Annotated in this window: 21 protein-coding genes and 1 pseudogene; 16 read left to right on the forward strand and 6 right to left on the reverse strand. The window is 44.4% G+C overall.

The genetic code is table 11. The features are described from left to right. The first annotated feature begins 511 nt into the window (after window positions 1-511). The 5 genes from ATC1_RS02295 (at window position 512) to ATC1_RS02315 (ending at window position 7702) form a co-directional block, all read left to right on the forward strand. On the forward strand, window positions 512-2209 hold the full coding sequence (locus ATC1_RS02295; RefSeq protein ID WP_062277986.1) for a GAF domain-containing sensor histidine kinase: 1698 nt from the start codon (window positions 512-514) through the stop codon (window positions 2207-2209). 1 nt (window position 2210) lies between these two features. Next, window positions 2211-2975, forward strand: a complete 765-nt coding sequence (locus ATC1_RS02300; protein WP_062277989.1) for a class I SAM-dependent methyltransferase — start codon at window positions 2211-2213, stop codon at window positions 2973-2975. Between the two features lie 18 nt (window positions 2976-2993). Then, the gene (gene miaB / locus ATC1_RS02305; RefSeq protein ID WP_062277992.1) at window positions 2994-4316 is read left to right on the forward strand and encodes a tRNA (N6-isopentenyl adenosine(37)-C2)-methylthiotransferase MiaB; all 1323 of its coding nucleotides are present in this window, start codon (window positions 2994-2996) and stop codon (window positions 4314-4316) included. A gap of 22 nt (window positions 4317-4338) precedes the next feature. Next, window positions 4339-6762 carry an endonuclease MutS2 gene (locus ATC1_RS02310; RefSeq protein WP_152024203.1) on the forward strand — a complete coding sequence of 808 codons (2424 nt, stop codon included), beginning with the start codon at window positions 4339-4341 and terminating at the stop codon, window positions 6760-6762. 133 nt (window positions 6763-6895) lie between these two features. Continuing rightward, complete coding sequence (locus ATC1_RS02315) at window positions 6896-7702, forward strand: hypothetical protein (protein ID WP_152024204.1); 807 nt, start codon at window positions 6896-6898, stop codon at window positions 7700-7702. An 87-nt stretch (window positions 7703-7789) separates the two neighbouring features. Here ATC1_RS02315 and ATC1_RS02320 read toward each other — a convergent pair whose 3' ends face one another. Then, on the reverse strand, window positions 7790-8290 hold the full coding sequence (locus ATC1_RS02320; RefSeq protein ID WP_062278001.1) for a hypothetical protein: 501 nt from the start codon (window positions 8288-8290) through the stop codon (window positions 7790-7792). Then, window positions 8287-9378, reverse strand: a complete 1092-nt coding sequence (locus ATC1_RS02325) for a dipeptidase (RefSeq protein ID WP_062278004.1) — start codon at window positions 9376-9378, stop codon at window positions 8287-8289. Before ATC1_RS02325 ends, ATC1_RS02320 begins: the two co-directional genes overlap by 4 nt. A gap of 765 nt (window positions 9379-10143) precedes the next feature. On the opposite strand from ATC1_RS02325, the gene ATC1_RS02335 reads away from it, so the two are divergent. Then, complete coding sequence (locus tag ATC1_RS02335; protein WP_062278010.1) at window positions 10144-10860, forward strand: hypothetical protein; 717 nt, start codon at window positions 10144-10146, stop codon at window positions 10858-10860. Between the two features lie 94 nt (window positions 10861-10954). Next, window positions 10955-12334: an Eco57I restriction-modification methylase domain-containing protein gene (locus tag ATC1_RS02340; protein ID WP_407920567.1), complete on the forward strand. Its 1380-nt coding sequence runs from the start codon at window positions 10955-10957 to the stop codon at window positions 12332-12334. Here the strand turns inward: ATC1_RS02340 and ATC1_RS15135 are convergent. Beyond that, window positions 12263-12472 (reverse strand): annotated as a pseudogene (locus ATC1_RS15135) (IS3-like element ISSag5 family transposase); the annotation flags it as partial. The gene ATC1_RS02340 and the pseudogene ATC1_RS15135 overlap by 72 nt on opposite strands. Then, the gene (locus ATC1_RS02345; RefSeq protein WP_062278017.1) at window positions 12469-12747 is read right to left on the reverse strand and encodes an IS3 family transposase; all 279 of its coding nucleotides are present in this window, start codon (window positions 12745-12747) and stop codon (window positions 12469-12471) included. The pseudogene ATC1_RS15135 and the gene ATC1_RS02345, both read right to left, overlap by 4 nt. A 76-nt stretch (window positions 12748-12823) precedes the next feature. Here ATC1_RS02345 and ATC1_RS02350 point away from each other — a divergent pair, with 76 nt between their 5' ends. The 4 genes from ATC1_RS02350 (at window position 12824) to ATC1_RS15070 (ending at window position 16593) form a co-directional block, all read left to right on the forward strand. Continuing rightward, window positions 12824-13582 carry a UPF0236 family transposase-like protein gene (locus ATC1_RS02350; protein WP_269079287.1) on the forward strand — a complete coding sequence of 253 codons (759 nt, stop codon included), beginning with the start codon at window positions 12824-12826 and terminating at the stop codon, window positions 13580-13582. A gap of 604 nt (window positions 13583-14186) precedes the next feature. Further along, window positions 14187-15551: a DNA/RNA non-specific endonuclease gene (locus ATC1_RS02360; RefSeq protein ID WP_062278023.1), complete on the forward strand. Its 1365-nt coding sequence runs from the start codon at window positions 14187-14189 to the stop codon at window positions 15549-15551. 45 nt (window positions 15552-15596) lie between these two features. Next, window positions 15597-16235, forward strand: a complete 639-nt coding sequence (locus tag ATC1_RS02365) for a hypothetical protein (RefSeq protein ID WP_062278025.1) — start codon at window positions 15597-15599, stop codon at window positions 16233-16235. A 235-nt stretch (window positions 16236-16470) separates the two neighbouring features. Further along, window positions 16471-16593, forward strand: a complete 123-nt coding sequence (locus ATC1_RS15070) for a hypothetical protein (protein ID WP_269079288.1) — start codon at window positions 16471-16473, stop codon at window positions 16591-16593. Window positions 16594-16760: 167 nt separating this feature from the next. Here ATC1_RS15070 and ATC1_RS02370 read toward each other — a convergent pair whose 3' ends face one another. After that, entirely contained in the window at window positions 16761-18728 is a 1968-nt protein-coding gene (locus tag ATC1_RS02370) for a substrate-binding domain-containing protein (RefSeq protein WP_062278028.1), read from the reverse strand. Between the two features lie 489 nt (window positions 18729-19217). Here ATC1_RS02370 and ATC1_RS02375 point away from each other — a divergent pair, with 489 nt between their 5' ends. From ATC1_RS02375 to ATC1_RS02395, 5 genes are all read left to right on the forward strand, one after another. After that, window positions 19218-19712 (forward strand): ferritin family protein, encoded by a 495-nt coding sequence (locus ATC1_RS02375; protein ID WP_062278030.1) that lies wholly within the window; start codon window positions 19218-19220, stop codon window positions 19710-19712. Between the two features lie 580 nt (window positions 19713-20292). Continuing rightward, window positions 20293-20718, forward strand: coding sequence for an alternative ribosome rescue aminoacyl-tRNA hydrolase ArfB (arfB, locus tag ATC1_RS02380; protein WP_062278032.1), 426 nt, complete (start codon window positions 20293-20295; stop codon window positions 20716-20718). 296 nt (window positions 20719-21014) lie between these two features. Next, on the forward strand, window positions 21015-22535 hold the full coding sequence (locus tag ATC1_RS02385) for a sugar ABC transporter ATP-binding protein (protein ID WP_201777227.1): 1521 nt from the start codon (window positions 21015-21017) through the stop codon (window positions 22533-22535). Between the two features lie 17 nt (window positions 22536-22552). After that, window positions 22553-23551, forward strand: a complete 999-nt coding sequence (locus ATC1_RS02390; protein ID WP_201777228.1) for an ABC transporter permease — start codon at window positions 22553-22555, stop codon at window positions 23549-23551. Between the two features lie 119 nt (window positions 23552-23670). After that, a complete protein-coding gene (locus ATC1_RS02395) occupies window positions 23671-24594 on the forward strand; it encodes a sugar ABC transporter substrate-binding protein (protein WP_062278036.1) in 924 nt (307 codons plus the stop codon). 146 nt (window positions 24595-24740) lie between these two features. Here the strand turns inward: ATC1_RS02395 and ATC1_RS02400 are convergent, their stop codons facing one another. Beyond that, window positions 24741-25922: an MFS transporter gene (locus ATC1_RS02400; protein ID WP_082174623.1), complete on the reverse strand. Its 1182-nt coding sequence runs from the start codon at window positions 25920-25922 to the stop codon at window positions 24741-24743. Window positions 25923-25947: the final 25 nt, after the last annotated feature.

Below are 25947 nucleotides of genomic sequence, written 5' to 3' on the forward strand. Positions count from 1 at the left end.
TATTATAGTGGAAAAAAACGGTCACCGCATAATACCCCCGGTAATTCGAAATATATGAGAAATCATTAGTGCTGTGTTGTTTGTGCGCTCCGTGCAAAAAACAACATAACATTAGGTTTTCTCAATTGATTCGGAAGGTTGGTTCCTATATCGAATTGCTGATAATACCCCTGTTAATTCGAAATATGAAAAGAATTCATTGTTGGTCTTATGGCTTTGCGCCAAAGATTTATATGATGAATCATTCATGGATTAATCTGTCATTGCGAGGAGGGTGTTAGCCCGACGAAGCAATCTATTCTCACGTGTGGCAGGAGATTGCTTTGCCCCTACGACAGGTTTCATCCATTTCGCTGGACTTGTAATCAAATAATTTCATATATAACATCATTCGGTAAGGTAAAAATCTTTCATATTTGTCGACAATTTTTATTCGTTTCTCCTAATTCCTCTATTTCGAATTAGTGGCGCAGATGATTGGAACGTTCTTCTTTGGTAAAATTGTTAGGATATGAAACAGGCTGAATTTATCGAAGCGTATACGCGTATCAACAAATTCTTTCAGGAATGCCTTGAATTACTCCAGGAAAACTCTGTTGAATCATTGCTGCATAAAATTGCGCTGAAAGCATCCTCATTCAGCAGCGCTTGTTATTGCGTATGCGGAATCTTAAATTCCAAACAGGAATATACCCGATATTATATTTCTGGATTTACACCGGTAGAACTCGATTTTATTAATGCATCTGAGTCTGGCATTGAGCATTTTCTGGGAAGCATAACATCAGATCAACCCATAAACACCACAAAAATTCGCGATTTCCCAAAAATTGAAGAATTTCTGACTGAGAAACATCTGTATTTCAATTCATTACTATATGTGCCGATCTTTTTTAGTGGTGAAAAAAAAGGATGTATTATTCTTGCCAATAAGATTGGAGCAGCTCATTTTAGCGCGCAAGACCTGTCACTGGTTGAAACCATCGCTGTATATGCAGGAATTGCTATTAATAATGCCGTTATCAATGAATGGATGATCAGCCGAGAACAGATCCTTTCCAAACGCAATGAAGATCTGGCTTTATTAAATGAACTGGCGAAGCTATTTGCAACTTCAATTACCCAGCAAGAAACGATCGTTGAAGAAACGATGCAGCAGGTAATGGGTTATCTGGATATCGACGTAGGGGAGTTTTTTCTGCGAGATGATGAAAATCCAGATTTGTTCCAAATGGTTTATAAAGAAGGACACACACTGGCAACGAGCCTGTTTGGCTTCTCGACCGTCCCATTCGGTGAAGGAATTATTGGCATCACAGCCGAAACCAGGCGTAATTACATTCTCTCTCAAGAGGAACTCGAAATTATCAACCAAAAAAAAGCGACATCGGTCAGCCTGAATTACGCGGTTTGCGTTCCTTTGATTTCTAATGATGGCGTGTTGGGTGTCATGTGTCTTGCGACAAAACTGGTCAAGGGTTCTGAAGGATCCATCAATCTTCAGTTCATTTCATCGATAGCGAGCTGGATTGCGACACTGATCCAGGATCTCCGTCTGACAAAACAGCAAAAACGCATCGCCATCTTAGAGGAACGCGAGAGAATCGGAATGGATTTACACGATGGCGTAATCCAATCCATTTATGGCGTGGGCTTGACGCTGGAACATGCGCGTCTGCTGGTTAATCAAAATCCGGAACAGACGACAGAGAAGATTAAAATCGCAATTGATGCTCTAAATGCAACGATTCGGGATATTCGTTCCTATATTATGAACTTGAAACCGGCGCGACTGACGAATGAAAACCTTATCCAAAGTTTACGCAGACTGGCAAATGATTTTCATTCCAATACCCTGGTTAACACAGAATTTCATCCGGTTATTGAAGACATTAACAACCTTTCAGAAGAACACGTCAATACGTTTTATCTGATATGCAAAGAGGCGTTATCCAATATTACAAAACATGCGCATGCAACCAAAGTGGACATCAGTTTTTACGAAATGGCGGATCGTTATATTTTAGAGGTTGATGATGATGGAGCAGGATTTGATCCTTCAACCGAACGAAAAGCAACCAGTCATGGAATTTCCAACATGTATTCGCGAACGAAAAACATGGACGGAAATATTGAATTAAAATCCAATCCGGGCGGCGGGACGAGAGTATTAGCCTGGTTACCCAAAAAAAATAATAAGAAGGTATAAGTTGGCAAAAGGCAAAAAGGAACAATGGCATTCGGATCAGGCAGCGGATCGCGGTGAACCATCTTATGTATGGCGGGATGGGCAGAAACGCCGTTTTGCCATGGTGAAAGAAGCTGCTGAAGATCGGATTAAAGGTATCGTTTTAGAAGATGGCTGTGGCGTTGGATCCTATTTGTTCAGAATTGCTGATGAAGCATCCTTTGCAGCAGGTATTGAAATTGAATACGATCGTGTCAAAATTGCCATGCGCAACAGAAACAGTGATCGAATTTCTACAGCCAATAGCTGTGGAGAAAACTTACCGTTTGCTTCCGACACGTTTGATTTAATTCTGAGTCATGAAGTAATTGAGCATGTCGATGATGACAGGCAGTGCGTGGAAGAGATGATTCGCTGTCTGAAGCCGGGAGGGCGGCTGACTTTGTTCTGCCCCAATCGCGGTTATCCATTTGAAACGCACGGCATCTATTGGAAGGGAACCTATCATTTCGGCAATAAATTATTTGTCAATTACCTGCCGAGAAAACTGCGCGATAAGCTGGCGCCGCACGTAGATATTTATACTGGAAAAGATCTCGAAAAACTGTTCCAGGGTTTACCGGTAAAATTAATCAAAAAGACCATTGTGTTTGGCGCTTATGACAATATCATTCAAAAGACTGGCGGATTTGGACGTATGCTCAGATCTTTCCTCCAGACGCTTGAGAAAACACCATTAAAGATTTTCGGTTTGTCTCATTTTTGGGTCATTGAGAAAAAACGATAATTTCAGAAAAAGGTATCGATGAAATATTACATTTGGACAGAAGGATGTCAGATGAATGTTGCTGATTCGCAGCGCCTGGCATCGGCATTTGAACAACTTGGCTATACAGCATCGGAAGCAATTGAAAACGCGGATGTGATTATTTTAAACACTTGCATGGTTCGTCAAAGTGCGGAAGATAAAGCATTGGGACGGCTTAGTTCATTGAAACCGTTAAAAATCGAACGGCCAGATTTAATCATCGGTTTGATGGGCTGTATGGTTGGTACAAAAGATCAATCGGTCATTCGAAAAAAATTACCTTATGTAGATGTTTTTGCACCACCTTCCGATCCGAAACCAATTATTGATTATTTGTTAGAAAAAGAATTACAGGAACACGATCAGAATGAGAATCCATTTGTGCGGCAGTTCACATGGGAGAGTGGAGAACTGCTTCTGCCGGAATCGGAACGCCGGAATCCGGTCAGCGCTTATATACCGATTGTTTATGGTTGTTCTCATGCTTGTGCTTACTGCATCATTCCATATAAACGGGGTGTCGAGCGCAGCCGGGATCCGCAGGAAATTCTCGATCATGCAAGGTCATTAGCCCGACAGGGTGTGAAAGAAGTGACCTTATTAGGACAGATTATCGATCGATATGCAAAGGATCGCCCGGATTATCCGACACTGGCACAACTTTTAGAACAAATTCACGAAATTGACGGGATCGAGCGGATTCGCTTTTTAACCAGTCACCCTAACTGGATGACCGACGATCTTTTGGATGTTGTCAACAGATTGCCGAAAGTGATGCGCCATATTGAAGTGCCGGCACAGGCAGGAAATGATGTTGTTCTTCAGAACATGCATCGTGGATATACGGATGCAGCTTATCGCGCATTGATCGCGAAAATTCGGGAAAAAATCCCGGGAGTTTCCATCGGAACTGATATTATTGTTGGATTCCCCGGAGAAACCGAAGAACAATTTGAAGACACGGTGTCTCAGCTTCGCGATCTGAAATTGAACGTTGTCCATCTTGCCCGCTATTCTCCGCGAACAGGAACATTATCGGAACGAACCATGGTGGATGATGTCCCCGATTCAGAAAAATGGCGTCGTTTTCGTGTCATCGAAAAACTGCAGGAGGGCATCGCTGCAGAAATTCATCAAAAACTATTGGATCAAACACTTCCGGTCCTTTTTGAAGAGAAAAAGAAAAATCGCTGGGTCGGTCGGACTGAAAACATGGATCTTGTCTTTGTCGAAAGCCAGGATGATCTGACAGGAAAAATCATCCCGGTCAAAATTTCATGGACAGGTCCCTGGACTTTAATCGGAACAATTGCAGGATAAATCCTGGTTTGGGATGTGAATCTTGGATAATAAAACTTTATTAATGCTGGAATATCCGCAGGTTATCAACCGGCTGGCAAAATATGCATCGTTCAGCGCATCGGAAGAGATTGCCCGTCAGCTTCACCCGTTTGAAGATCAAGATCTCGTTCAGTATAAATTGAGCCTGACAACAGAAGCGCGCCATCTGCTCAGTGTCAATGACGGTCTGCAACTGGGTGGATGTACGGATTTGCGGCCCTATCTGGAAATTGCAGCAAAAAGCGGGACACTGGACGCAAAGGCTTTCTCGGAAATCGCTTACACGCTCTCGATTGCACGGGATATCTATCGGTCGTTAAGTCACCATCAATCCGAATATCCCAAATTGGCGAAAATTGCTGAGGTTTTAATTCCGCCATCCGGGTTGATTGAACGGATCAATCAATCCATAACGGATCGGGGCGAAGTATTGGATAGCGCGTCAGAGCGGTTGACGCTGATCCGCAGAGAAATTCGCAACTCCTACAGCAAATTATTAGCAAAACTGGAAAAAATATTAAAAGAAACACGCTATCAACCGATGTTGCAGGAAGCGATTATCACCCAGCGCAACGGCAGATATGTCATTCCGCTGAAAGCGGAGTACAAAGGACAACTCAAATCGATCATTCACGATCAATCTGCCAGCGGCGCGACTTTATTTGTGGAGCCATTAGTTACGATTGAGCTCAATAATGCTTATCAAGAATTGCAATTATCGGAACGAAATGAAATCTTACGAATTTTGCACGAATTGACTGTCCTTGTGGGAGACTTCGCAGAACCATTGAAGTGGATCGTTGAAGCGCTGGCTGAAATTGATTTTACGCTGATGTGTGCCAAATATGCGGACGATCTTCATGCGGCTGAGCCGATTCTGTCTCCCCCGGATAAAAAGACGCATAATCCGGTCATGAAGCTGTATCATGCACGGCATCCGCTGCTCCCTGCTGATAAAGTCGTCCCGATTGATGTCGTATTGGATGATTCCACGTTTGCAGTTGTCATCACAGGTCCCAATACAGGCGGGAAGACTGTTTCATTAAAAACAATTGGTCTGATGTTCTTAATGGCTCAATCCGGGTTGCATATTCCTGTCCAATCCGGCTCGGAACTCAGCCTTTTCCAGAATATTTTTGCCGATATCGGCGATGAGCAGTCGATTGAGCAATCTCTTTCGACCTTCTCCGGACATATGACCAATATTATCCGGATACTAAAATTCTCTTCGACAAAAACACTGGTTCTGTTGGACGAATTGGGTTCTGGTACGGATCCGCAGGAAGGATCAGCGTTGGCCAGAGCGATTTTGCAATACCTCGTCCAAAAAAGGATTCCATGTTTTGTGGCAACACATTTTTCTGAGCTGAAAGCATTTGCTCATGCGACAGAAGGAATCGTGAATGCTTCCATGGAATTCAATCTGAAAACACTGCATCCGACTTATCGTCTCAGCATTGGTCTGCCCGGACGGTCCAATGCATTGCTGATCGCGGAAAAGTTAGGCTTACCGGCTGAAATTTTAGAAGCTGCCCGCAGCACAATCGATCCGGAAGAACTGAAAACTGAAAATTTGCTGGATGAAATTCACCGGCAGCATGACGCAGCGCGAAAAGCCCGCTCTCAGGCGGATCGTATGCGCAGTATTGCGGAAAACAGTCAGCGTGAACTGCAGAAAAGACTGAACGAAATTGAACAGGAGCGGGAAAAGATTCTTAGCGAAGCGCATGCAGAAGCAGAAAAAGAGCTGCAAACGGTAAGAGCGGATATTTCCAGGCTGCGAAAAGAATATTCTCGGGCAAAACTGCCTTTGGAGACAATCAAACCCCTGGAAACCGATGTGAAACAAAACGAGCAGTCTGTTAAAAACATCGGGCTGAAGTTTTCATCGAAATTAAGAAAACAATTGGAAAATATTGAACTGGAACCGTTGAAAATCGGGGAAAAAGTACGCGTCCGTTCATTAGGTACCGATTCGCTTGCAGTCATTACGGCAATCGATAAAGAAGAAGCCGAAATTCTGCTGGGTGCACTGCGCATGAGAGTACCGATCCGTGATCTGTTTCGAAAATTTGAAACGGAACCAGAGGAACCCCCAGCTGTTCCAGTACGACAGCCGGAGGACTCCCTTCGGAAAAATTCAGAGGGTTCAGCATCAAAGCCGCTGTATCATCCCTCTCCGGGCGTGGAGATCGATCTGAGAGGAAAGACCGCTGAGGAGATCACTGATATTCTGGATAAGTATCTGGATGATGCTGCATTGTCCGGGCTTCCTTTTGTGCGTATTATTCACGGCAAAGGAACCGGAAAACTTCGACAAGTGACTCGCGGTATACTGCATGAATCACCGCATGTCAAATATATTGAAACCGGACAGGACAAAGAAGGCGGAGAAGGCGTTACCGTTGCTCATATGAAGGGATAAAAGCGTGCATCCAAGGTCAGTGGTTCGAATTATGGAGCGGATGACTTGTTGTTGTGCAATTTTTGCGCGAAACACAAAAACTGCACAACAACAAATATTCTTGATTGATTCGAAAAGTCGGTTGATATTTCGGATGGCTGCTTCAAGGTCATTTCTTCTGCGTATTTCATCTATCTTGTTGTGTGTTTTTATTTGTTCCGGATGCGGCGGAATTCAGATTCAATCCATGATAACGCCCAGTGAGACCGCTGAACCTACTGGCACTGCGATTTTACCTCCGGCAGCACCGACGGAAGAAATTGTCTGGTTCCCTCCAACGGAAACCCCGCGTCCGTTAAATACCCCGACGCGATATGTGACGATAAGCACTTTTCCAAAAATCGGCGATCTTTTATTGCAGGATTCCTTTTCTGACGAGGGGACCTGGCAGACATTTCGTTCGGATCAGGGAAATGCCGTCATGGCAAACCATGAATTGACACTGGCAATTCAAAACGGCGAAAGTTCCATCACCTCTTATGCACAGCTTCCATATCAGGCTGATTTTTATCTGAGTCTTGATGTGAAGCTGTCGCTTTGTTCCTATCATGAGGATTCATACGGATTTCTATTTCGGGTTGGCAATTCGGATAATTATTATCGCTGGCAGATCAATTGTCTCGGACAAACGAAACTCGAAAGGCGATATAAGGGAGAATTGCTTCCCTTAAACGATTGGGCTGTCAATGGACAGGTTCGCCCTGGAGCTCCTCAGAAAATGAATATCGGGATTTTGGCAAGAGGCAGCACACTGAAATTCTATATTAACAAAGTGTTTCTGTTTGAGACCAACGATACCGTACTGGCTGAAGGTGGTTTTGGCCTCTTTGCTCATTCAGAAGGATACTCACCGTTGACAGTCAGTTTTTCCAATTTGGAACTTTACGCGCCGGAAAAATAAATTCGTTCGGCGGTTTGTTTGGGTAAACGATCTGTGAAAATTTCGCTTTATGAATAATACGCTTGCTCGAGAAGCTGAGAAAACCGATTATCCTTTTTTCGGCTTTTTATTTTTTCCTTCTGCCAGGTGAACCGAGGATGAGATCATCATAATCAACCCGATGGCAATGACCCCTTCGCCAGAAACCACGCCGGATGCTTGCAGCGGCCCAAAAAACGGTACGCTGGGGAGTTGGTGTGATCCAAATCCAAAGACATCTGCCATGCCCGTAAACACGGCGATAACAAAACCGGTTCCAACCAATCGAAGCCCGAAATCCGCAGTCAATGACACATGGTTTTTTGGCCAGAAGCTCATCAGCGTAATATATCCGCCAATGCAGATAATGCCAATGCCGATAATGAAGAATGCGGTTTGGACAAAGCCGATCACGGGACTGCGATCCATGCCAAAAACAGAAGGCCTGGCTCCCATGATCAGCGCTGCATAACCGGCTAACGTGGTGATCAAACCGGCACGCAGCCGCTTGGTTGAGTGCCGGGAAGCATTCCCGTTTTCCAACGGCAGAGGATTCTGTAAATCTTTCATTTTAAAATCCTTTCCAATAGACGAAGCCAGTTGCGATGAAATATATTCAGGACATCTTCAGGAGCGTACCCCCGATTTAAAAGAATCGCTTCGAGTTTTTGCAGATCCTGGATATCGTTCATCTCTTCCGGAATGTTTGGAAATCCGAATCCCCCATCGGAATCCGATCCGATGGCGGCATGTTTTGAGTCCCCGGCAATCTGGCAGATATGGTCGATATGGTTGGCTACGGTTGCCAGCGTTACTTTACTGCGCGGATCTCCGCTTTTCCAATACGTATCCAGAAATCCGTTGAAAGGCAGAACGCCCATCACGCTGTCGCGTTCGATCAGATGCGCGATCGTTTCATCGGTCAGATGTCTTTCCGTAGGAAAATCTTTGAGAAGTGCGCTGCAATTGCAGTGGCTGGCAAGAATCACCCCTTCATAACGATCCAGTGCTTCATTTGCACTGCGCGTATTCATATGCGCAATATCCAACGCAAATCCTTTTTCTGCCATCACCTGCATCAATTCTCTTCCCTCTGCGGTGAATGATATTTCTTTTGAATCACTCCCGCAGCCGCACCAGCGTCCACCGCCCCATACGGGACCGATGATCCGCATGCCCCGTTCATAGTATTCATCGAGATCCTGAAAAGAGCGCAGTCCCTCTGCTCCTTCCCAAAGGATGATCAGGCCGACCGGATGGGTCTGTTTTGGGAATTGAACCGGTTGTTTTTCCCATCGCTGCATGTGTTTCTTAAGATCGGATTGATTCAGAATCATCTGGAATTTGTCCGGATACTGATCTTGCCAGCGATGATAAAAATCAAGCTGCGTCGATACGGATGCATGGCATTCATCCGCTGAACGATAGGATGTTCCGGCAGTCATTTCACCGGTTTGCTGATCAGGCGGATTCAGAAATATCGTGCTGAAAATGATCCCGATTTCCCCTTTTTGCAGTTCCGGCCATCCGACAGTTGCCTGATTATCCAGGTTATCCGGTTCGCCATGGCGGATTTCTGCAACCGGTCGTGTATAATCCCTTTTTTCTGATAAAGACTCAAAAGCCAGATCAATATGTCCATCAATGATTATCGTCATAATCTGTCAACCTTTCCGATCTTTTCCCATTATACAACCAGTATTTCAAAATATCAGCGATTCAAAAAATGAGAGGAATTATTTATTGTTGTGTTGTTTTTGCGCTCAGCGCAAAAACAACACAACAATAAATTTTCTCTTTTTTTTCTCAAAAGGCTTTTCCAATTTTTGAATGGTTGTTTGGCGAGGGCGGAGAAAAACGGGAATATCGTAAGAAGTTTGCACTCGTTTTTCCTTTCAAATGATGACGAAATTCATATAAATATGAGGTTAAATATCGTTGACAGTTTTCTTTTCCTCACCTATGATTATGGAAGGAAGCATCACGAGAGATCATAAAATCCCGTCATAATGGATCATTGCTCCTGGCTCATCGGACAACAATTCGAAATATAAGGAGGATGATTGATTGTAATGTTATTTTTGTGCTCCGCACAAAAACAACGCAACAACCAACTTCCCCTCTTTTTTCAAAAGACTTTTCCAAATTTCGAATTGCTGTCGGCTCATAAAAGATTGTCAATCGAAAAGAAGATTTTCCGGATATACTACGCTTTCGCTTAAAATTAACGCGAAAGCGAAAAATCAGAGACTTCGGCATTTGGGAATCATACCATTCCACTTATGCCGATATCACTGATGGATGGAAAAGAAAATAGAACAGCAGATTGCGGTTTTTATCAGCAATTTGAAAAATTCGATTGACTTTTCGAATACAGAGAGAAAATTTGCTATTCTCTCCATATTTTGAATTACCGGGATTTTATGGTCAAACAAGTAAAAACAAAACAGCGTGTGACAGATCATGGAGAGGTATTCACTGCCGAACGGGAAGTCAACGCCATGCTGGATCTGGTCAAGCAGGAAACCGAACGCATCGACAGCCGCTTTCTTGAACCGGCTTGCGGCGATGGAAATTTTCTTGCTGAAATCTTGCGTCGAAAACTGGCAGTCGTCAAAAAAAAGTATCGAAAAAGCCCCATGGATTATGAGAAGAACGCCGTGCTTGCCGCAACCAGCATTTATGGAATCGACATCCTGCAGGATAACGTGGATGCCTGCCGAGAACGCATGTTTGAAATCTGGGACAAGGAATACCGATCGGTATTAAAGAAAGAAGTCAATGAGGACTGCCGCGAAGCGGTGCGCTTTATTTTCAGCCGCAATATCATATGCGGCAACGCGCTCAGCCTCAAAAAAGTGGATGCCAATGGCAATGACATCAACGAACCCATTGTCTTTTCAGAATGGGCTTTTGTGACCGGTGCAAACCTCCAGCGCAAAGACTACACTCTGGACAAGCTGCTGCAAGGTCCGGAGCAAGGGAAAGACATCTTCAACAGAGGCAAGCCGCCAAAAGCCCGGAATGCGGTACAGCAATCGCTGTTTGCTGAAGAAGCGGCAGACCAGCCGGATGGCGAAGGGGAATTTCTAAGGCAATATATTACCCATTACAGGAGGGTGCAGGATCATGGCGGATGATTTTTACAGCGGAATTTACAACCCGGATGTACTGTCCTGTCTGGCTAACCTGTCCAACGACGAGGTCTTTACACCGCCGGAAATTGCCAACCAGATGTTGGATCTGCTGCCGCAGGAACTGTTCCAAAGCCCCCAAACCAGATTTCTCGACCCGGCCTGCAAATCCGGCATTTTCTTGCGTGAGATCGCCAAACGACTGCTGAAAGGGCTGGAGCCGCAGATCCCCGACTTGCAGCTGCGCGTCGATCATATCTTTCAGCATCAGTTGTACGGCATCGCCATTACCGAGCTGACCAGTCTGCTTTCGCGGCGCAGCGTATACTGCAGCAAATACCCCAACAGCATCTATTCGGTGACAGCGTTCGATGACGCCCAGGGCAACATTCGGTATAAACGCATACAGCACCAGTGGAAAGATGGTCGGTGTGTTTTCTGTGGCGCGAGCCAAAGCCAATATGACCGGGATGTGACTCTTGAAACCCATGCCTACGAACTGATTCACACTACCCGACCGGAGGAGATATTCAAAATGAAATTTGATGTCATTATTGGAAATCCGCCATATCAACTTGATACTGGTGGTGCGGGGAGACAAGCAAAACCCATATACAATTTGTTCGTAGAACAAGCAAAAAAACTGAATCCTCGATTTTTATCAATGATTATTCCCTCAAGATGGTTCGCAGGTGGAATGGGTTTGGATAATTTTCGTGATTCAATGATGCAAGACAGGCATATTTCAAAGATCGTTGATTTCGCAAATGCAAAAGATTGTTTTCCACAAAATAGTATTAGTGGAGGAGTATGCTATTTCTTACGCGAAAGAGACGTTATAGGTGATTGTGAATTTACTAATATTAATAGTGGTCAAACAAATGTCTTGGTCCGGCCTCTGAATGAGTTTTCGGTGCTTGTCAGATACAATGAAGCAGTATCCATAATTCACAAAATCCGTAACATTGATAAAACTTCTCTTGATATTCTTATTAGCCCATTAATGCCATTTGGATTATCAACAGATTATCGTGGTAATTCGGCAAAATCATCGTCTACTGATTTAACTTTATATGCAAGTAATGGAACTTCATATATTCAACGAAGCATCATTAGCAAAGGAGTTGAATATATTGATAAATATAAAATTCTCATCAGCAAAACAAGTGCAGAACACGCTGGTGAGCCAGGAAAAGACGGAACATTTAAGGTATTGACATCTTCGTTAAAAGTAATAAATCCGGGTGAGATTTGTACCCATTCATATTTCATTATTGGACAGTATGACAACTACACTAATGCAAACAACTTGTTGTCATACTTAAAAACCAGATTTGTTCGATTCTTGATCCATTGCTTTCATGAGTCGATAAATCCGTCCCAGACTTATTTTTATGCCATATTCAACGCTCAAGCGTTGTTGCATTTTTCGAGCTCCCAGACGCTTTTTTGCTGCAGAATAGAGAACCAATATCTTTGAACGTATCTCTTGATTCTCAATAGATCTCGCTGATGGCTTCGATTGATAATGCTTGTAATAACTGCTGCGGTTTACACCGAGAACCCGACATAACGTCGTGATTGCATGTTGATATCGAAGTTTCCTGACAGCCATCATTCTCTACTGAATTGTGGCGTGAATATGGCAATCGCTTTTTTTAAGATCAGATTCTCCTCTTCTAATTCTGCATTCCGCTTTTGTGAGGCTTTGATCTGTTTAGCGGTCATTATGGTTTGATCATCTATCTTTACCTCAGAATATGCTTTTACCCATTTACAGATTGCACTTATCGATATTCCATATTCTTTGTGAAGTTGGGCTGCTGATTTCCCGTTATGATGCAGGCTAACAATACTTTTCTTATAATCTTCATCGTATTTCGGTTGGACCATTTTTTCCTCCTTTGTCCATTTTATCAATTTCCATTTTATTGTCTACTTTTTGAGGAATGGTCCATACCGCTATCGATTGCAGAATAAGCTGATGATGATGGCAATGAATATCACCACAGAAAAGTGGCAGGAGATGATACGAGAAAAGATCTATTCGAAATATGACCTGGGAAGCGTCAGTCTGCTGGCAGTCGGTGGTGATGGCGGTAACTGGGTCGGTTCAAGTTTTGATTTGGTTGGAGTCAAGCGTATGGAACGTGTATTGGATCCATTTCACATCAACGATGTATTGCGAGCAGCTTATGGACAAGAAATCGATGTATCCGATACTTTGAAAACCTTGTATCAAGACGGATTCAATGCCATCTCGCAGGAACTTCAAACATTAAAGGATAAGGGTTCAGCTTCCAAAAGAAAAGCCAAAAATCGTTGCTTCGATTACCTGAAGAACCATCAAGACGAAATATTGCCATTGTCGGCACGAGGATTACCTTATCAAAACTTGTCCAGCCTGGGTTGTATGGAGTCAAATGTAGGAAAAACCATTGCCATCCGAATGAAAACCCGTGGCTGCAGCTGGACACTGTCGGGAGCGGAAGCTATGGTAGCTATTCTGTCTCATATTAAGGAATTATCAGCTCATACACTTAGATATGAAGAGATTCGAGCAAAGGATCGGAAAAATCATCATAATTCACGCAGAAACAAGTCTGTTGCCAGTGAATATTCTGGACAACATGCTTCTTTTCCAATTCTAAATTCTGGCAAAGCTTCTGCTCCATTTTATGATCTTTTCAGGAATATAATTCATTCGGAACTTCTTCCATTAAACTGACCATGGAAATTTGAAACAGATACGATTTTGGGAGAGGAGCAATTCCTATGAAAATAGAATTCAATTTTCATTATCGGATGTGTAATTTCTTTTCATATTTCGAATTTCTGTTTTTCTTTATAGAATTTAGATTTCCTGTGCTATACTGATTTTCGTTGGAAACTATAGATTTACACAGATAGGTTGTATGTTAATATGAAAGACATTATGAGTTTTTGTGCTCCAAAATATAAAAAAGGTGGGTATACAAAAGTTGATGTCCAAATTTATCAAAAATCAAACTTATTCGTAACTTCATTATGTTTTCAACAAGAGCCAGAATATGGCGAGGGCGACAAAGCGAATTTGATATCTCAGTACCCCTTGGAAGACTTACTGGATCGGTTTTTTGTGTTTGTTTCTGATTTTTACACGGAGCTGAACACGTCGAAATCAAAAACATGTTATTTAGAATTTGCAAGCTCAGATTTATCTGATATTCAGAAATTGTGTGGAATCATAGGAAAACATGTATATGCTAAGAAGCATCTACAAAATGGTAACGTGTGCTTCGAATTAGTCATCGAATAATAAGAGTTGCCTGTTCAGAAGAAGGAAAACACTGATGCGAGGGAAGCAATTTCATAAGATTCTTTCACTCCTTTTGATACTGTCTTTGTTGTGCCCATTGCTCGTTGGATGTTCTGGAAAAAATGAAGAAAGAAAATCTTCAGGTTCACAGATCGCAGAGAATAAACTTCATGAACAATTTACCAACGAAGCAATTATCGATGAAAAGAATTTCGAAGAGTCTTATATCATAGAGCATCTTCTTTTCGAAGAAGGAATTTATGAATATAAAATAAACGAAAACACAATAAGCCAAGCCTATCTAATTGAAGTGATTGTCGGAGAGACAACCAATGAAGAGATTATGGCTCAATTGCCAGAAGAAATTGACGATTATGAGATAGACTGGCCAAAAGTCATCGGGAAATTTGCGGTAGGTTCATCAATCATTCTAGCAGTAGGCATTCTAAACCATTTATCGGTTTCCACATATTTTGTCTTTGGTTCGCCAGTTGCTGTCGCAAAGGACGCGCTTGTCGGCGGTGCTATAGCTGTGGTAATGAACGAGGTAATCCGAGGAGTCAAGGATGGCAAATTTACTCAGAAATCCACAAAAAAATATGCAATTGAACAATTTGCTGAAGGCTATATGTGGGGAGCCATTACTTCTGTTCTTAAGATTGCTTCAAAAAATTTCAAACCATTACAGAGCTTCAAACTTGCAACAGGCGGAAAAGCCAAGATCAAGGCTGATGGTTCAGTGTTCGATAATGACGGTAGACTTATCGGTAAGGCTTATTACGATAAAGAAAGTATTTGGCATTTGGTAAATGAGGAGGCACAAACAACAACAATTTTTGATTCCGCTGGAAAAGAATCTCTGACTCAAACTGGAATAGTATTACCAGTAAATTCCAGATTACGGCTTGGTACTAAAGCGACGGCAACAATTTGTTATACAGACGATGCTGGACAAGTTTTCCGTAAAAATAAAAATCTTATACCAAATATCAGTTATTCAATCAAAGGTTATAAATATCGCACTGATAAATTGGGTCGAATTATTGAGGTCAAATTCGATGAACTCTATTTAAATACAAAGCATAGATTAAACATCGCTGATAATTTAATAGATATTGGGAAAGGTTTTGCTAAAGAATTTGATCAGTTAGGTCATTTGATCGCTGATTTATTCGGAGGTGACAACACGATGGCAAATATTGTGCCGATGGGAAAAACTGTAAATCTGAGTACGGTAAAAAAAATCGAAAATGGTTGGGCTAAATGTCTAAAAGAAGGCGGTCGTGTTAGTGGTTCAATTAAAGTCATATATAGTGGGTCGTCCTTCCGCCCGAAAAGTTTCAAATATTCATATAATATGGGCGATGGAATCGTTTCGAAAACAATCCTAAATAAATAAACAAATACATTTGATACAGTTAAAGGATTTTTTAAGGAGAAAGAAATGGCTAAGAGAAAATCAATTCATTTTGACTTCATTTTGGTATTTGTGGCAATTCTTGCAATTATGTTGGCCGGTTGTGGCAAAAAGGACACAGATGGTCAGGCAACCGGTGACGCTTCAACAAAAGTAGACACAGAGGAAAGTGTTTCTGTTTCGCAAGAAGCGGTTGTCGAAGAAAAGAATTTTTTATCCGTTTATACTAACATTTCCTATTCAGCAGGAAATGATAGTGATTGGTCTTATGGTAACCAAAGAAAAGAATTTCCTAATAATGATGCCTGTTATGTAAGAATCGGGAGCACGGCTATTACAAATGGATTATTAGAAAAAGGCGTCGATGATGAAATCACTGTTACTTATAGATTTACCGGGACTGAGAAATGCAAAGTTGAGATTTCAGATGGGAAGGCGACTAAGACTGAAACGAATGATCCAAATGTAGTCGAGTTTACAAGAGTAATAAATGCGGCAAAGGAAAAGGCTGCAAAAGAAAACCTTATGATTTTCCGATATACACCAAATGGAGCAGAAAGCATGGCTCTTGAGGTTATTTATGATGATCAAATTGCCGAGAAATACGATGAGTTGAATACAGTATATTTCGTAAAGGAATCCGATTCCGAAAATGGGACGGATTAATTTTTCGGGAGTAGAAACAATTACTGAAATCCTGCACCGAAAACTGGTCGTCGTTAAAAAGAAGTGTCGAAAAAGCCCCATGGATTATGAGAAGATACCGTACTCACTCCAACGAGCATTTATGGTATTGAATTCTTCAGGAAATCGTCGATGCCTATCGAGTGCGCATGTTTGGAATCTGGGATTAGGAATACCAATTGGTATTTAAAAAGAAGTCGATGAGGACTGTTTTGAAATGGTACGCTTCATTCTAATGCCGGAAATTTCCATTGTCTTGAGCAGGAAATCACATGGCGGAGGATTGTTTTCCGATTATGACAGTGAAATGCTTCTGAAACCAGCTGTTAAGACTGCATAACTCCATACAGTTGTTTTATATAAGATAATAGACATTTTTTGTCTATTATCTTATATAAAAGTGCCATCCCATGGGAATCCGCGGCAGACTCCCGGATCGACGCAAACGTCAAATCGGTTTGTCGGTTGAAGCTGCAGCCGCTGCCATCTCCAATCCCCATGAAAGCCTTATTCAAACCAGCGGTCCCGGATCTCGTCCGGGGACATCAACCGGTCTGTATGAAAATCATCGTCTTCATATTCGATGACTGCCAGCGCATCGAGCAGATTGTCGTTGGTAATGACCGGAAAATCCACGAGGAACGCGTTGCCGTAGCTGCCTCCCAGCGCGGTTGCATCGATTGTTTCGCCGTTAAGCAAGAAATGAGCGGCATGCACCGCATCATAGGCGATGCCGGGCGGATTACTAACTGCCACACACGAAAATCCAGGATGTTCGGTTATACGGTCTTTCCAGATGTAAAAGCCCTCTTTGGTGGAATCACAGGTCAGCATCGGATACCGGTCCGGGTCGCTGATGTTGTTCACAATCCCGAAAACCGCGCTGGTATACGCGGCATTTGTCCAAACGGCTTTCAGAGACGGGTATGCGCTGACCAGATCATTGAAAATGAATTCATCCTGATTGAAATTGTATCGCTGCGTGTCCGTGGTTACGACCTGGATATCTGGATACTCTTTTTCAAGCAGGTTCTGGATGCGCTGTGCATCTTTCTGTGACGGATTAAAATCAAAGTAGGCAAATTCTCCCGATCTGCCGCTCGCTTGAAACAAAATATTCAGCGTGGTACGCAGCATCTCATCGTGATCTGCCGTGATGGTGTAGACGCCGTCTATGTCGATTTCGGCGTCCAGCACAAAAACAGGAATGCCACGATCCACTGCTTCCTGGAGTGCAGCGCTGGAATTCGTGATCGTTTCGGGACTGGAATTCAAGACGAGGGCGCTGATATTTGCGCTGAGCAATGCAGGGATCTCCCCATATATACAGGGTATGGCCAATTCATCACAGGCTTTTTGAAAATTAAGCTTGCGCTGCCATTGTGCACGAGTATCGCCAGCGTACCCCAAAAGCAGTACCGGTTTTGTTTCGGTAGGTGCGGCAACCGGAATGGGCGCTTTTTCAGGGCGAACTCCTTCAAAACCGGACAGACAGGTCGCCGGCCAGTCCGGATTGTGATCGATCCCGGGATGTTTCGTGAGGTTCAGGAAATTGTCTGGATAAATATCGCCGACCAGATAGATCTCTTCATCGCCGGTCAGAATGTCGACGCTGACACATTCGACTCGCTCTCCATCCACTGTTTTAAAAGGCAAATATTGCTGTATTCCGCCTTTTCCACCGGCATTACGGACATTGGATCCATCCGCTTGCATGACGCAGTTGCTGCAAACGCCATCCGGATGGTCCCAATGTGTGAAAATTTCTCCATCAATCGTCCAGAACACATCATATACATTGCCGTTTTGCGTCAGTTGCTGCACATGACTGCCGTCTGCATTCATGACGAAAAGCCAGGTCTGATCACCTTCCTTGCGCAACCAGGCGATTTGGCTGTCATCCGGTGACCAGGCGGGCTGCATCTCCTGTTCCGAGGATTTTGTCAGATTTATCGAGGGGCCGCTGCCGTCTGCGGGGATGATGTAGATATCCCCGTGATGCGAATAGGTGATCTGGCTGCCGTCATGCGACCAGTCCGGTGCGGCACTGTCATCTTCAAAGGTCAGTGGATGAACATTACTGCCGTCTGCGTCCATGATCAGGATATAATTTCCGCTTTCCCGTTCATCCATCGAACGGTTTGACACAAAAGCGATCCGGCTGCCATCGGGTGACCAGTCAGGTTCTGCATCATACGCCGGATTTTCCGTCAGATTCCTCATTTGGCTGCCGTCTGGCGCCATGCTGTATACCTCGTGATTGCCGTCCCGGTCCGTTTCGAAGACGATGTTGCAGGGGATGGATGGCGTTTCGATTGGCGCGACGGGACTTGTTGATAGCGGCGAAACCATGGCGGCTGCAGCAAGCGGCAGTGCTGCGTGTGCGTTGCTGTCGGTGGCAGCGCTTGCGTGACCGCTCAGAAGAACTATCCAAACAATTGTTGCGATGGCAGTACAACGGATGTAACGTTTCATCTTTTTACGTTCCTTTTCTCAGTATTTTGGAATATCGGCTGGCTTTGCGAATTAATCAAGAAAAAATTCACTCCTTATTTTGATTCACTGGTACATCAATGGTTAACCGCTAAAGTTATAGAAATTTTGACTTTTCTTTGTATGGTTTTCGAGAAGAATTGAAAATGATTTTATCATGATGACGATCTAAATCCTGGAGCAGCAGTGATTCGAAATATAAGGAGAATGATTCGTTGTTGTGTTGTATGTGCGCTTTGCCCACATACAACACAACAACGAGTTTTCTTACTTTTTGCAAAAATAAAACCTATATTTCGAACAACGGATGAAAAATATTACACATCCAATCATAAAAACTGAAATCAATTTTCTTAGGAATTGCTGTTATTAACTCTTTTTAAAAATCAATCATTGAATATTAGAGTCGATTTTTATATAATATATATGCAGGTCGGATTTCTGCAAATCTAAAATGATGGGAGAAACACGATGAGTAAACAATTTAATGGCACAGATTTCTTCAGGATGATGGCCGCTAATGAGAAAGCGGTCGGTGCATTGTACCGACAGTTGGCGGAGGATGCTAAATTCGGTGGTAAATTTTTCGAGAAACTTGCCAGTGATGAGGATCGTCATTTCACCATTTATACCGAACTATTAAAAAAATTCGCCGGCGGCAGTGATTTGACGGTCGAGGTCTCAGAGGAGCAGGAGCAGTACTTGATAATCTTGATAGAGAATAACGCGCTAAAAGACCCCGATAAATTGCGGGAAAAGGCAGCAAAAGCCACCAATAAAGATGAGATTTACGATATGGCCGAGCGTGCAGAAATAGATTCTGTCCTTTTCGTCGAGGAGTTGATCACTCTGTACCCTCAGCTGCAACCGGAAGATTTCCGCATTGTACTTAAGGAAGAAAAGAAACACCTGGCGCAAGTGATGAGCCATCGCATGGAAAGCCAGTTGAAAACGCTGCGCTTGTAAGAAGCCGGTCCAATCCTGCGAGCGTTCGTGATAAAGGGAGATTAGGGTTTTTCGGGTCACAGCAAGTAGCCGAAAAACCCTGAATTTGTTTTGTAAGAAAGTTTCTTTCCCAAAAGTAGTAGGTTAAAAAAAAAGAGTAAGCTCCAAGTAAACTGAAAGTTATTTAGGCCTATGGTTACAGGAACTTAAGATATCAATCGTCAGGCTACAACTGCCAGACATCAATATTTGTAAAACAAGTTGTCTGCGGTAATGCCCACACGGTGGTGAGAATCCTGTCATTGCTATTACCCTGTAGCGGCCAACTTTGTAAAACTTGTCATTGCGAGCCCTGTAGGGGCGTGGCAATCTCCCTGCTCCATTACGTAAAAATTGCCACACAAAAAGAGATTGCTTCTCTATGATCGCAATGACAGATGAATCCATGAATTATTCATCCTATCAATCTTTGGAATAAAGCACGAAAACACCACAACAACATTTTTTCTTCCCTTATTCAAAAAGTCGATCCATATTTCAAATGGCTGTTTTCGAACCGTTATCCCGCGACGATTTCGGCGTGAACGATTATACTTAACGCATGATTGAGATCACACCCGCCGTACAAATCGATGAAAACGAACTCCAGTTCGAATATATTCGCGCGTCCGGACCAGGTGGGCAGAACGTCAACAAGGTCGCGACTGCAGTGCAATTGCGCTTTGACGTCCGCAATTCCCCCTCGCTGGAACCGGACATCAAGGAGCAGCTGACGCTCCGCGCCGGAAATCACATGACGGTAGATGGCGTGCTGATCATCACAGCGAAACGCTACCGAACGCAGGAACAGAACCGTCTGGATGCCGTGCTGCGCTTCACTCATCTGGTGGAAGCGGCGCTGCACAAGCCGAAAATCCGCAAAGCGACGCATCCGGGTGTCTCCGCCAAAGCAGCGCGGCTGTTTCAGAAGAAACGGCGTGCCGAAGTCAAGAAACTGCGCAGTTATCACCCTGATGATTGGGAATAACAGCAATTTTCTCTTTTTTTGTAATGGTATTTTCAAATTTCGGAATGCTGATTTTGCTTGCAGTCATTCGAAATGTGAACAGAATTTATGATGATTCTCATAATTTATGCTTCATGTTAAAGTCATAAAAACACCAAATTCTCTTTCATGATTCGAAAACTTCATCCATATTTTGAAAAGCTGATATTACTTGTAAAAACAAGCGGAAAATCGTTATAATAAATTCTGTGACGAAGCGTCAGTGAATCTTTTTTTCCTACACCGCATGACCTTATATAGAACCATGGAGGAATCCTGTGTCAGTGTTTTTCCTCGCAATGAATCACATATACAAGAGTTTTTCACGCGTACCGGTTCTGAAGGATGTCTCCATCCAGATCCGGCCGGGGGAAGTTCATGCTCTGGTGGGTGAGAACGGCGCCGGAAAATCGACTTTGATGAAAATTCTGATGGGCATTTATACTGCTGACAGCGGTGAAATCCAGATTCAGGATAAAACGGTTCAGATTCATTCGCCGCAGGAAGCGCTGCACCTGGGCATTTCCATGATTCATCAGGAGTTGAGCCCTGTTCCGGATATGTCGGTATCCGAGAATCTGTTCATGGGAAGGGAAATTCGCCGCAATCATTTAGGCGGACTCAGCGTTGTGGATCAGAAGGAACAGATCCGGCAGACACGGTCGATTTTCGAATCGATGGGTGTTCAGATGGATCCGAAAGCGCTGATGCGCAACCTGAGCGTGGCACAGGTTCAACTGGTAGAGATCACCAAAGCCATTTCCCTGTCTTCCCGCATCATTATCATGGATGAACCGACTTCGGCGTTGACCGAAAAAGAAGTTCACACCTTGTTTGAGCAGATTGAAAAGCTGCGCCGGACTGGTGTGGGTATCATTTATATTTCCCATAAATTGGATGAGATTTTCAGAATTGCCGACCGCATTTCGGTTCTGCGTGACGGGGAATTGATCGGGACTTATGCGGCAGCGGAACTATCCAAAAATGCGCTGATCCAGTTGATGGTAGGGCGCGAGATTACGGCGGTTTACCCGAAAATTGAAACACAGCGAGGCGCTGTGGCGTTGGAAGTGACGAACTTCTCACGCGGAACCCATTTCCGCGATATTTCCTTTCAACTTCATTATGGCGAAATTTTAGGGATCGGCGGACTGGTCGGCGCTGGCCGCAGTGAGCTGGTGGAATGTATCTTCGGCATCACGCATCCGACTGCCGGCGATTTGAAAATTGAGGGACAGACAGTCAGGATTCGTCATCCCAAACAGGCGATCGGGCATAAAATTGCCCTGATCACGGAGGATCGCAAACGAACCGGTCTGAATTTAATCGAGTCGGTTGAAACCAATATTGCTGTTGTCATACTGGACCGCATTGCGAAACTGGGAATCGTTGATGCGAAGAAATCCGCGGAACTCACCGATACATATATTTCGAAATTGAATATTCGCACCAATTCGCGTGGGACAAAGATGTACAAACTCAGCGGTGGTAATCAGCAGAAAGTCGTCCTGGCAAAATGGCTGCTCAGCGAACCGGACATCATCATTCTGGATGAACCGACGCGCGGTATCGATGTTGGTGCCAAACGCGATATTTATCTCCTGATGGGGGAATTGGCTAAGGCAGGCAAGGCGGTACTGATGATTTCCTCAGAAATTCCGGAGCTGATGGGTCTGGCTGACCGCATCATTGTGCTGGCGGACGGACGTTTGACGGGAGAGATCCTGCGCAAGGACTTTTCTCAGGAGCGGATTATGCAGTATGCGTCCAACATGAATGACGAGGGCGAGTCTGTGTAAATTGTTATGAGCGAGTAATGATGAACCTGCCGAACGGGGAGATGAGACGAATGAATGTGAAACAAAGTAAAAAATGGAAAACGGACGATCTTCGAGAGCTGGGGATTTTTATTGCCTTCATTATCATTGTCTGTGTCCTGATGATTTTCAGCCCTCCCGGTTTTCGCTCGGGACGCAATATGCTGAACATTCTGAAGCAGACTTCCATCAACGGTATTTTGGCAACCGGCATGATGTATGTGATTATCACCGGCGGGATCGATCTTTCGGTCGGTTCGATCGCAGCGCTGTCCGGCGTGATGGCTGCGCATTTTGCCCATCCTGGGGAGTATCCGTTGATCATCCCGATCCTGCTGCCGGTGTTCATCGGGACACTGGTCGGCTTGTTCAATGGCATCGGAGTGACTTATGGCAGTATCCCGCCGTTCATTGTGACGCTGGGTTCGATGACGATTTTCCGTGGCGCTGCGCTGATTGCCAGCAAGGGACAGCCGGTTTTCAATGTTTCCAAACCGTTTGAAGCCATTTCAGGCGCTTTTGTCTTCGATACCATCCCGGTGCTGGTGATTTACTATATTGTCATCACGCTGATCTTCGCCTTTGTTTTAACGCGGACTGTCTTCGGCCGTCATGTTTACATGGTTGGGGGCAATGAGACCGCTGCCCGCGTTTCCGGCATTGACACCTATAGCGTCAAGATCGTTGTGTATATGATCTCCGGTTTTCTGGCGGGCATTGCCGGCTTGCTGTTGACGTCGCGCACGATTTCCGCCAATCCTACGGCTGCGCAAGGCTATGAGATGGATGCCATCACAGCGGTGATCATCGGCGGTGTCTCTATGTCGGGCGGATCGGGTAAATGGTACGGGACAGTCATCGGCGCGCTGTTGATCTCCATCATTGCCAATTCGCTGGATATTCTGAATGTCTCTTCGCATTATCAGCCGGTGATCAAGGGGATGATCATTATCCTGGCGGTTTTGATGGATATGAAGACAAAAAATCGAGGCAAATAGACCCGTTCTTATCAGCAATTCATACGGAGAGTCTGTTTTCGAAGCAATTAAGACAAATTCTCCCAATATTTCGAATCGCTGAGGTTTTATAGTTTTTTTATTTTGAAAAAGGAGGAAAAATGAAAAAAGCAAGAATGTTGTTGTTAGTAGCCCTCATTCTGATCATGAATGTGGGTGTTGTTTCAGCGGCGGATGAACCGGTATATGGTCTGTTTATGAGCCATATGACAAATGCCTTCACCATGGAAATGTCCACAGCGGTACAGACCAAGGCGGATGAACTGGGTGTCAAACTGACAGTATATGACGGCGGCAAGGATCCTGCCAAACAGATCAACCAGATAGAAACCGCTATCTCTCAGGGTATCGCTGCGATCATCGTGGAACCTGCTTCAGTGGATGGGATTATCCCGGCTGTCAAAGCAGCGCGTGAAGCCGGAATTCCGGTTGTAATCCTGAACCAGAAGATTACGGATCAGTCCATTGCCAGCACGTTTGTCGGTGTTTCCAATGTGGACGGCGGCAAGATGGAGATGAGCGCTGCGGTTGCAGACATGGGCGGCGAGGGTAAAGTTGCTTTATTGCTTGGCCCGATGGGTTCAGATGCACAGATTGGCCGCTCCGAAGGGTATCAAGCCATCATTGACGAGTCCAAAGGCAAAGTGGAAGTGGTCTATGAGTTGACCGCCAACTGGACGACGGATGAGGCGCTTGCAGTGGTTGAAACCTGGCTGAGCTCTGGCAAGGAAATCAATGCGATCGTCGCACAGAATGACGGTATGGCGATGGGCGCGCTGAAGGCTGTTGAAGATGCGAAGATGGAAGATAAAATCCTGGTTTATGGATTGGATGCCACTGATGAAGCGCTGGCAGCCGTGAAAGACGGACGTCTCAAGGCGACAGTTTCCCAGAGCACAACGCTCCAGGGTCTGAAAGCCATGGAAGCGGCAGTCGATCTGGTCAATGGCAAGGAAGTCGCTCCGGAGATTCTGGTTGATTTCACTTTGATCACCAAAGACAATGTGGATGAATTCCTGAAGTAACCATCATATTTATAAGCAAAAAAGATACAGATAACTTTCTTGTTATCTGTATCTTTTTTTTAATAGCTGTTTCGGCGTGATGTTCATTAATTCGCGATATGATAAAGATTCTTTGTTATTTGAAAGGTCAATCCATATCCCAATTGCTACGTGGTTGTCGATCGGGTCAGATTGTTTGCTTTTTTGCCGATCAGAAACATACTGATGCTGGTACAACATAAAATGAGGACAGGAATCGTCCAATTGTTGGTGGCATCATAGATCGAACCCAGCAAAACCGGGCCGATGGCAGCGATAATATAGCCGATCATCTGTGAAAAACCGGAAAGCCATGCCGTCTCCTGATGGGTGGTTCCATTCATACCGATCAGCAGCAGCGCATAACTGAAGCTGGCTCCAGAGGATGTACCGATCAGGCAACATCCGAGGATCAGCAGCGGGATCCAGTTACTCAGGAAGACGATCAGGATGCCGCTCAAATAGCAGGCGCTGGAAATGATGACTATCGGCAGCCCGTTGTGAATGCGGTGAGTGAAGATGGGCGCGGCAAAGCCGGAGATGACGCTTAGAAACTCCACTAAAAACATCAGCAATCCGATGGTTTCCACAACCGAAGATTTCGTTGCCAGAATGGTGGGCAGCCAGGCCACGATACAGTAATAGATCAACGCCTGCGAGCCCATGAATCCAGAAATCAACCAGAACTTCGGCTTGCGAAAGTTTCTTCCCAGCACGTGCAGCGGCAGAATAGCCGGTTTTGCCTGGATGGACAGTTTGGAGCGCGAAATCAGGATCCATAGAATGATAGCGATCAGCGATAGCGTGGACCACAGAGAAAGCACATTGCGCCAACTGCTGAGTGCAAAAACGAGTGAGACACTGAGTCCGGAACCCAAGGCAGCGAACAATTTCATGGAGGTGGTATATATGCCGGTCATCAGGCCGATTTGGTCAGGGAATTGCTCGCGAATAATCGCCAGTTGGATCACATTCAGCGTTCCGATCCCTGTGCCCAGCAAAATGGTCCCCACAAACAATCCTGCAGTGTTGGTATAGGAACGGATCCATCCCCCGCCTAAAATCAGCAGCAGACAGAACAGAACCACGGTGGAGCTTTTATACCGCGGGGCAATGATTCCAGCCAGCGGTGCTGCAAGCGCGAACAGGATTAACGGAATGGTAGTGATCATTCCAGCTTCGCTGCTGCTCAGCAGAAAATCGGATTTAATGAATTTGACCAGCGGCCCCACGGAGCCGATCGGAGAACGCATGCAGATTGCTGCGAAAACAATTCCAGAGGCTAACAATACTTTTGATTCTTTTTTCATTCGAATGCCAGTCTTTTTGAGATTT

It is taken from the genome of Flexilinea flocculi (genome assembly GCF_001192795.1).
Lineage (GTDB): Bacteria > Chloroflexota > Anaerolineae > Anaerolineales > Anaerolineaceae > Flexilinea > Flexilinea flocculi.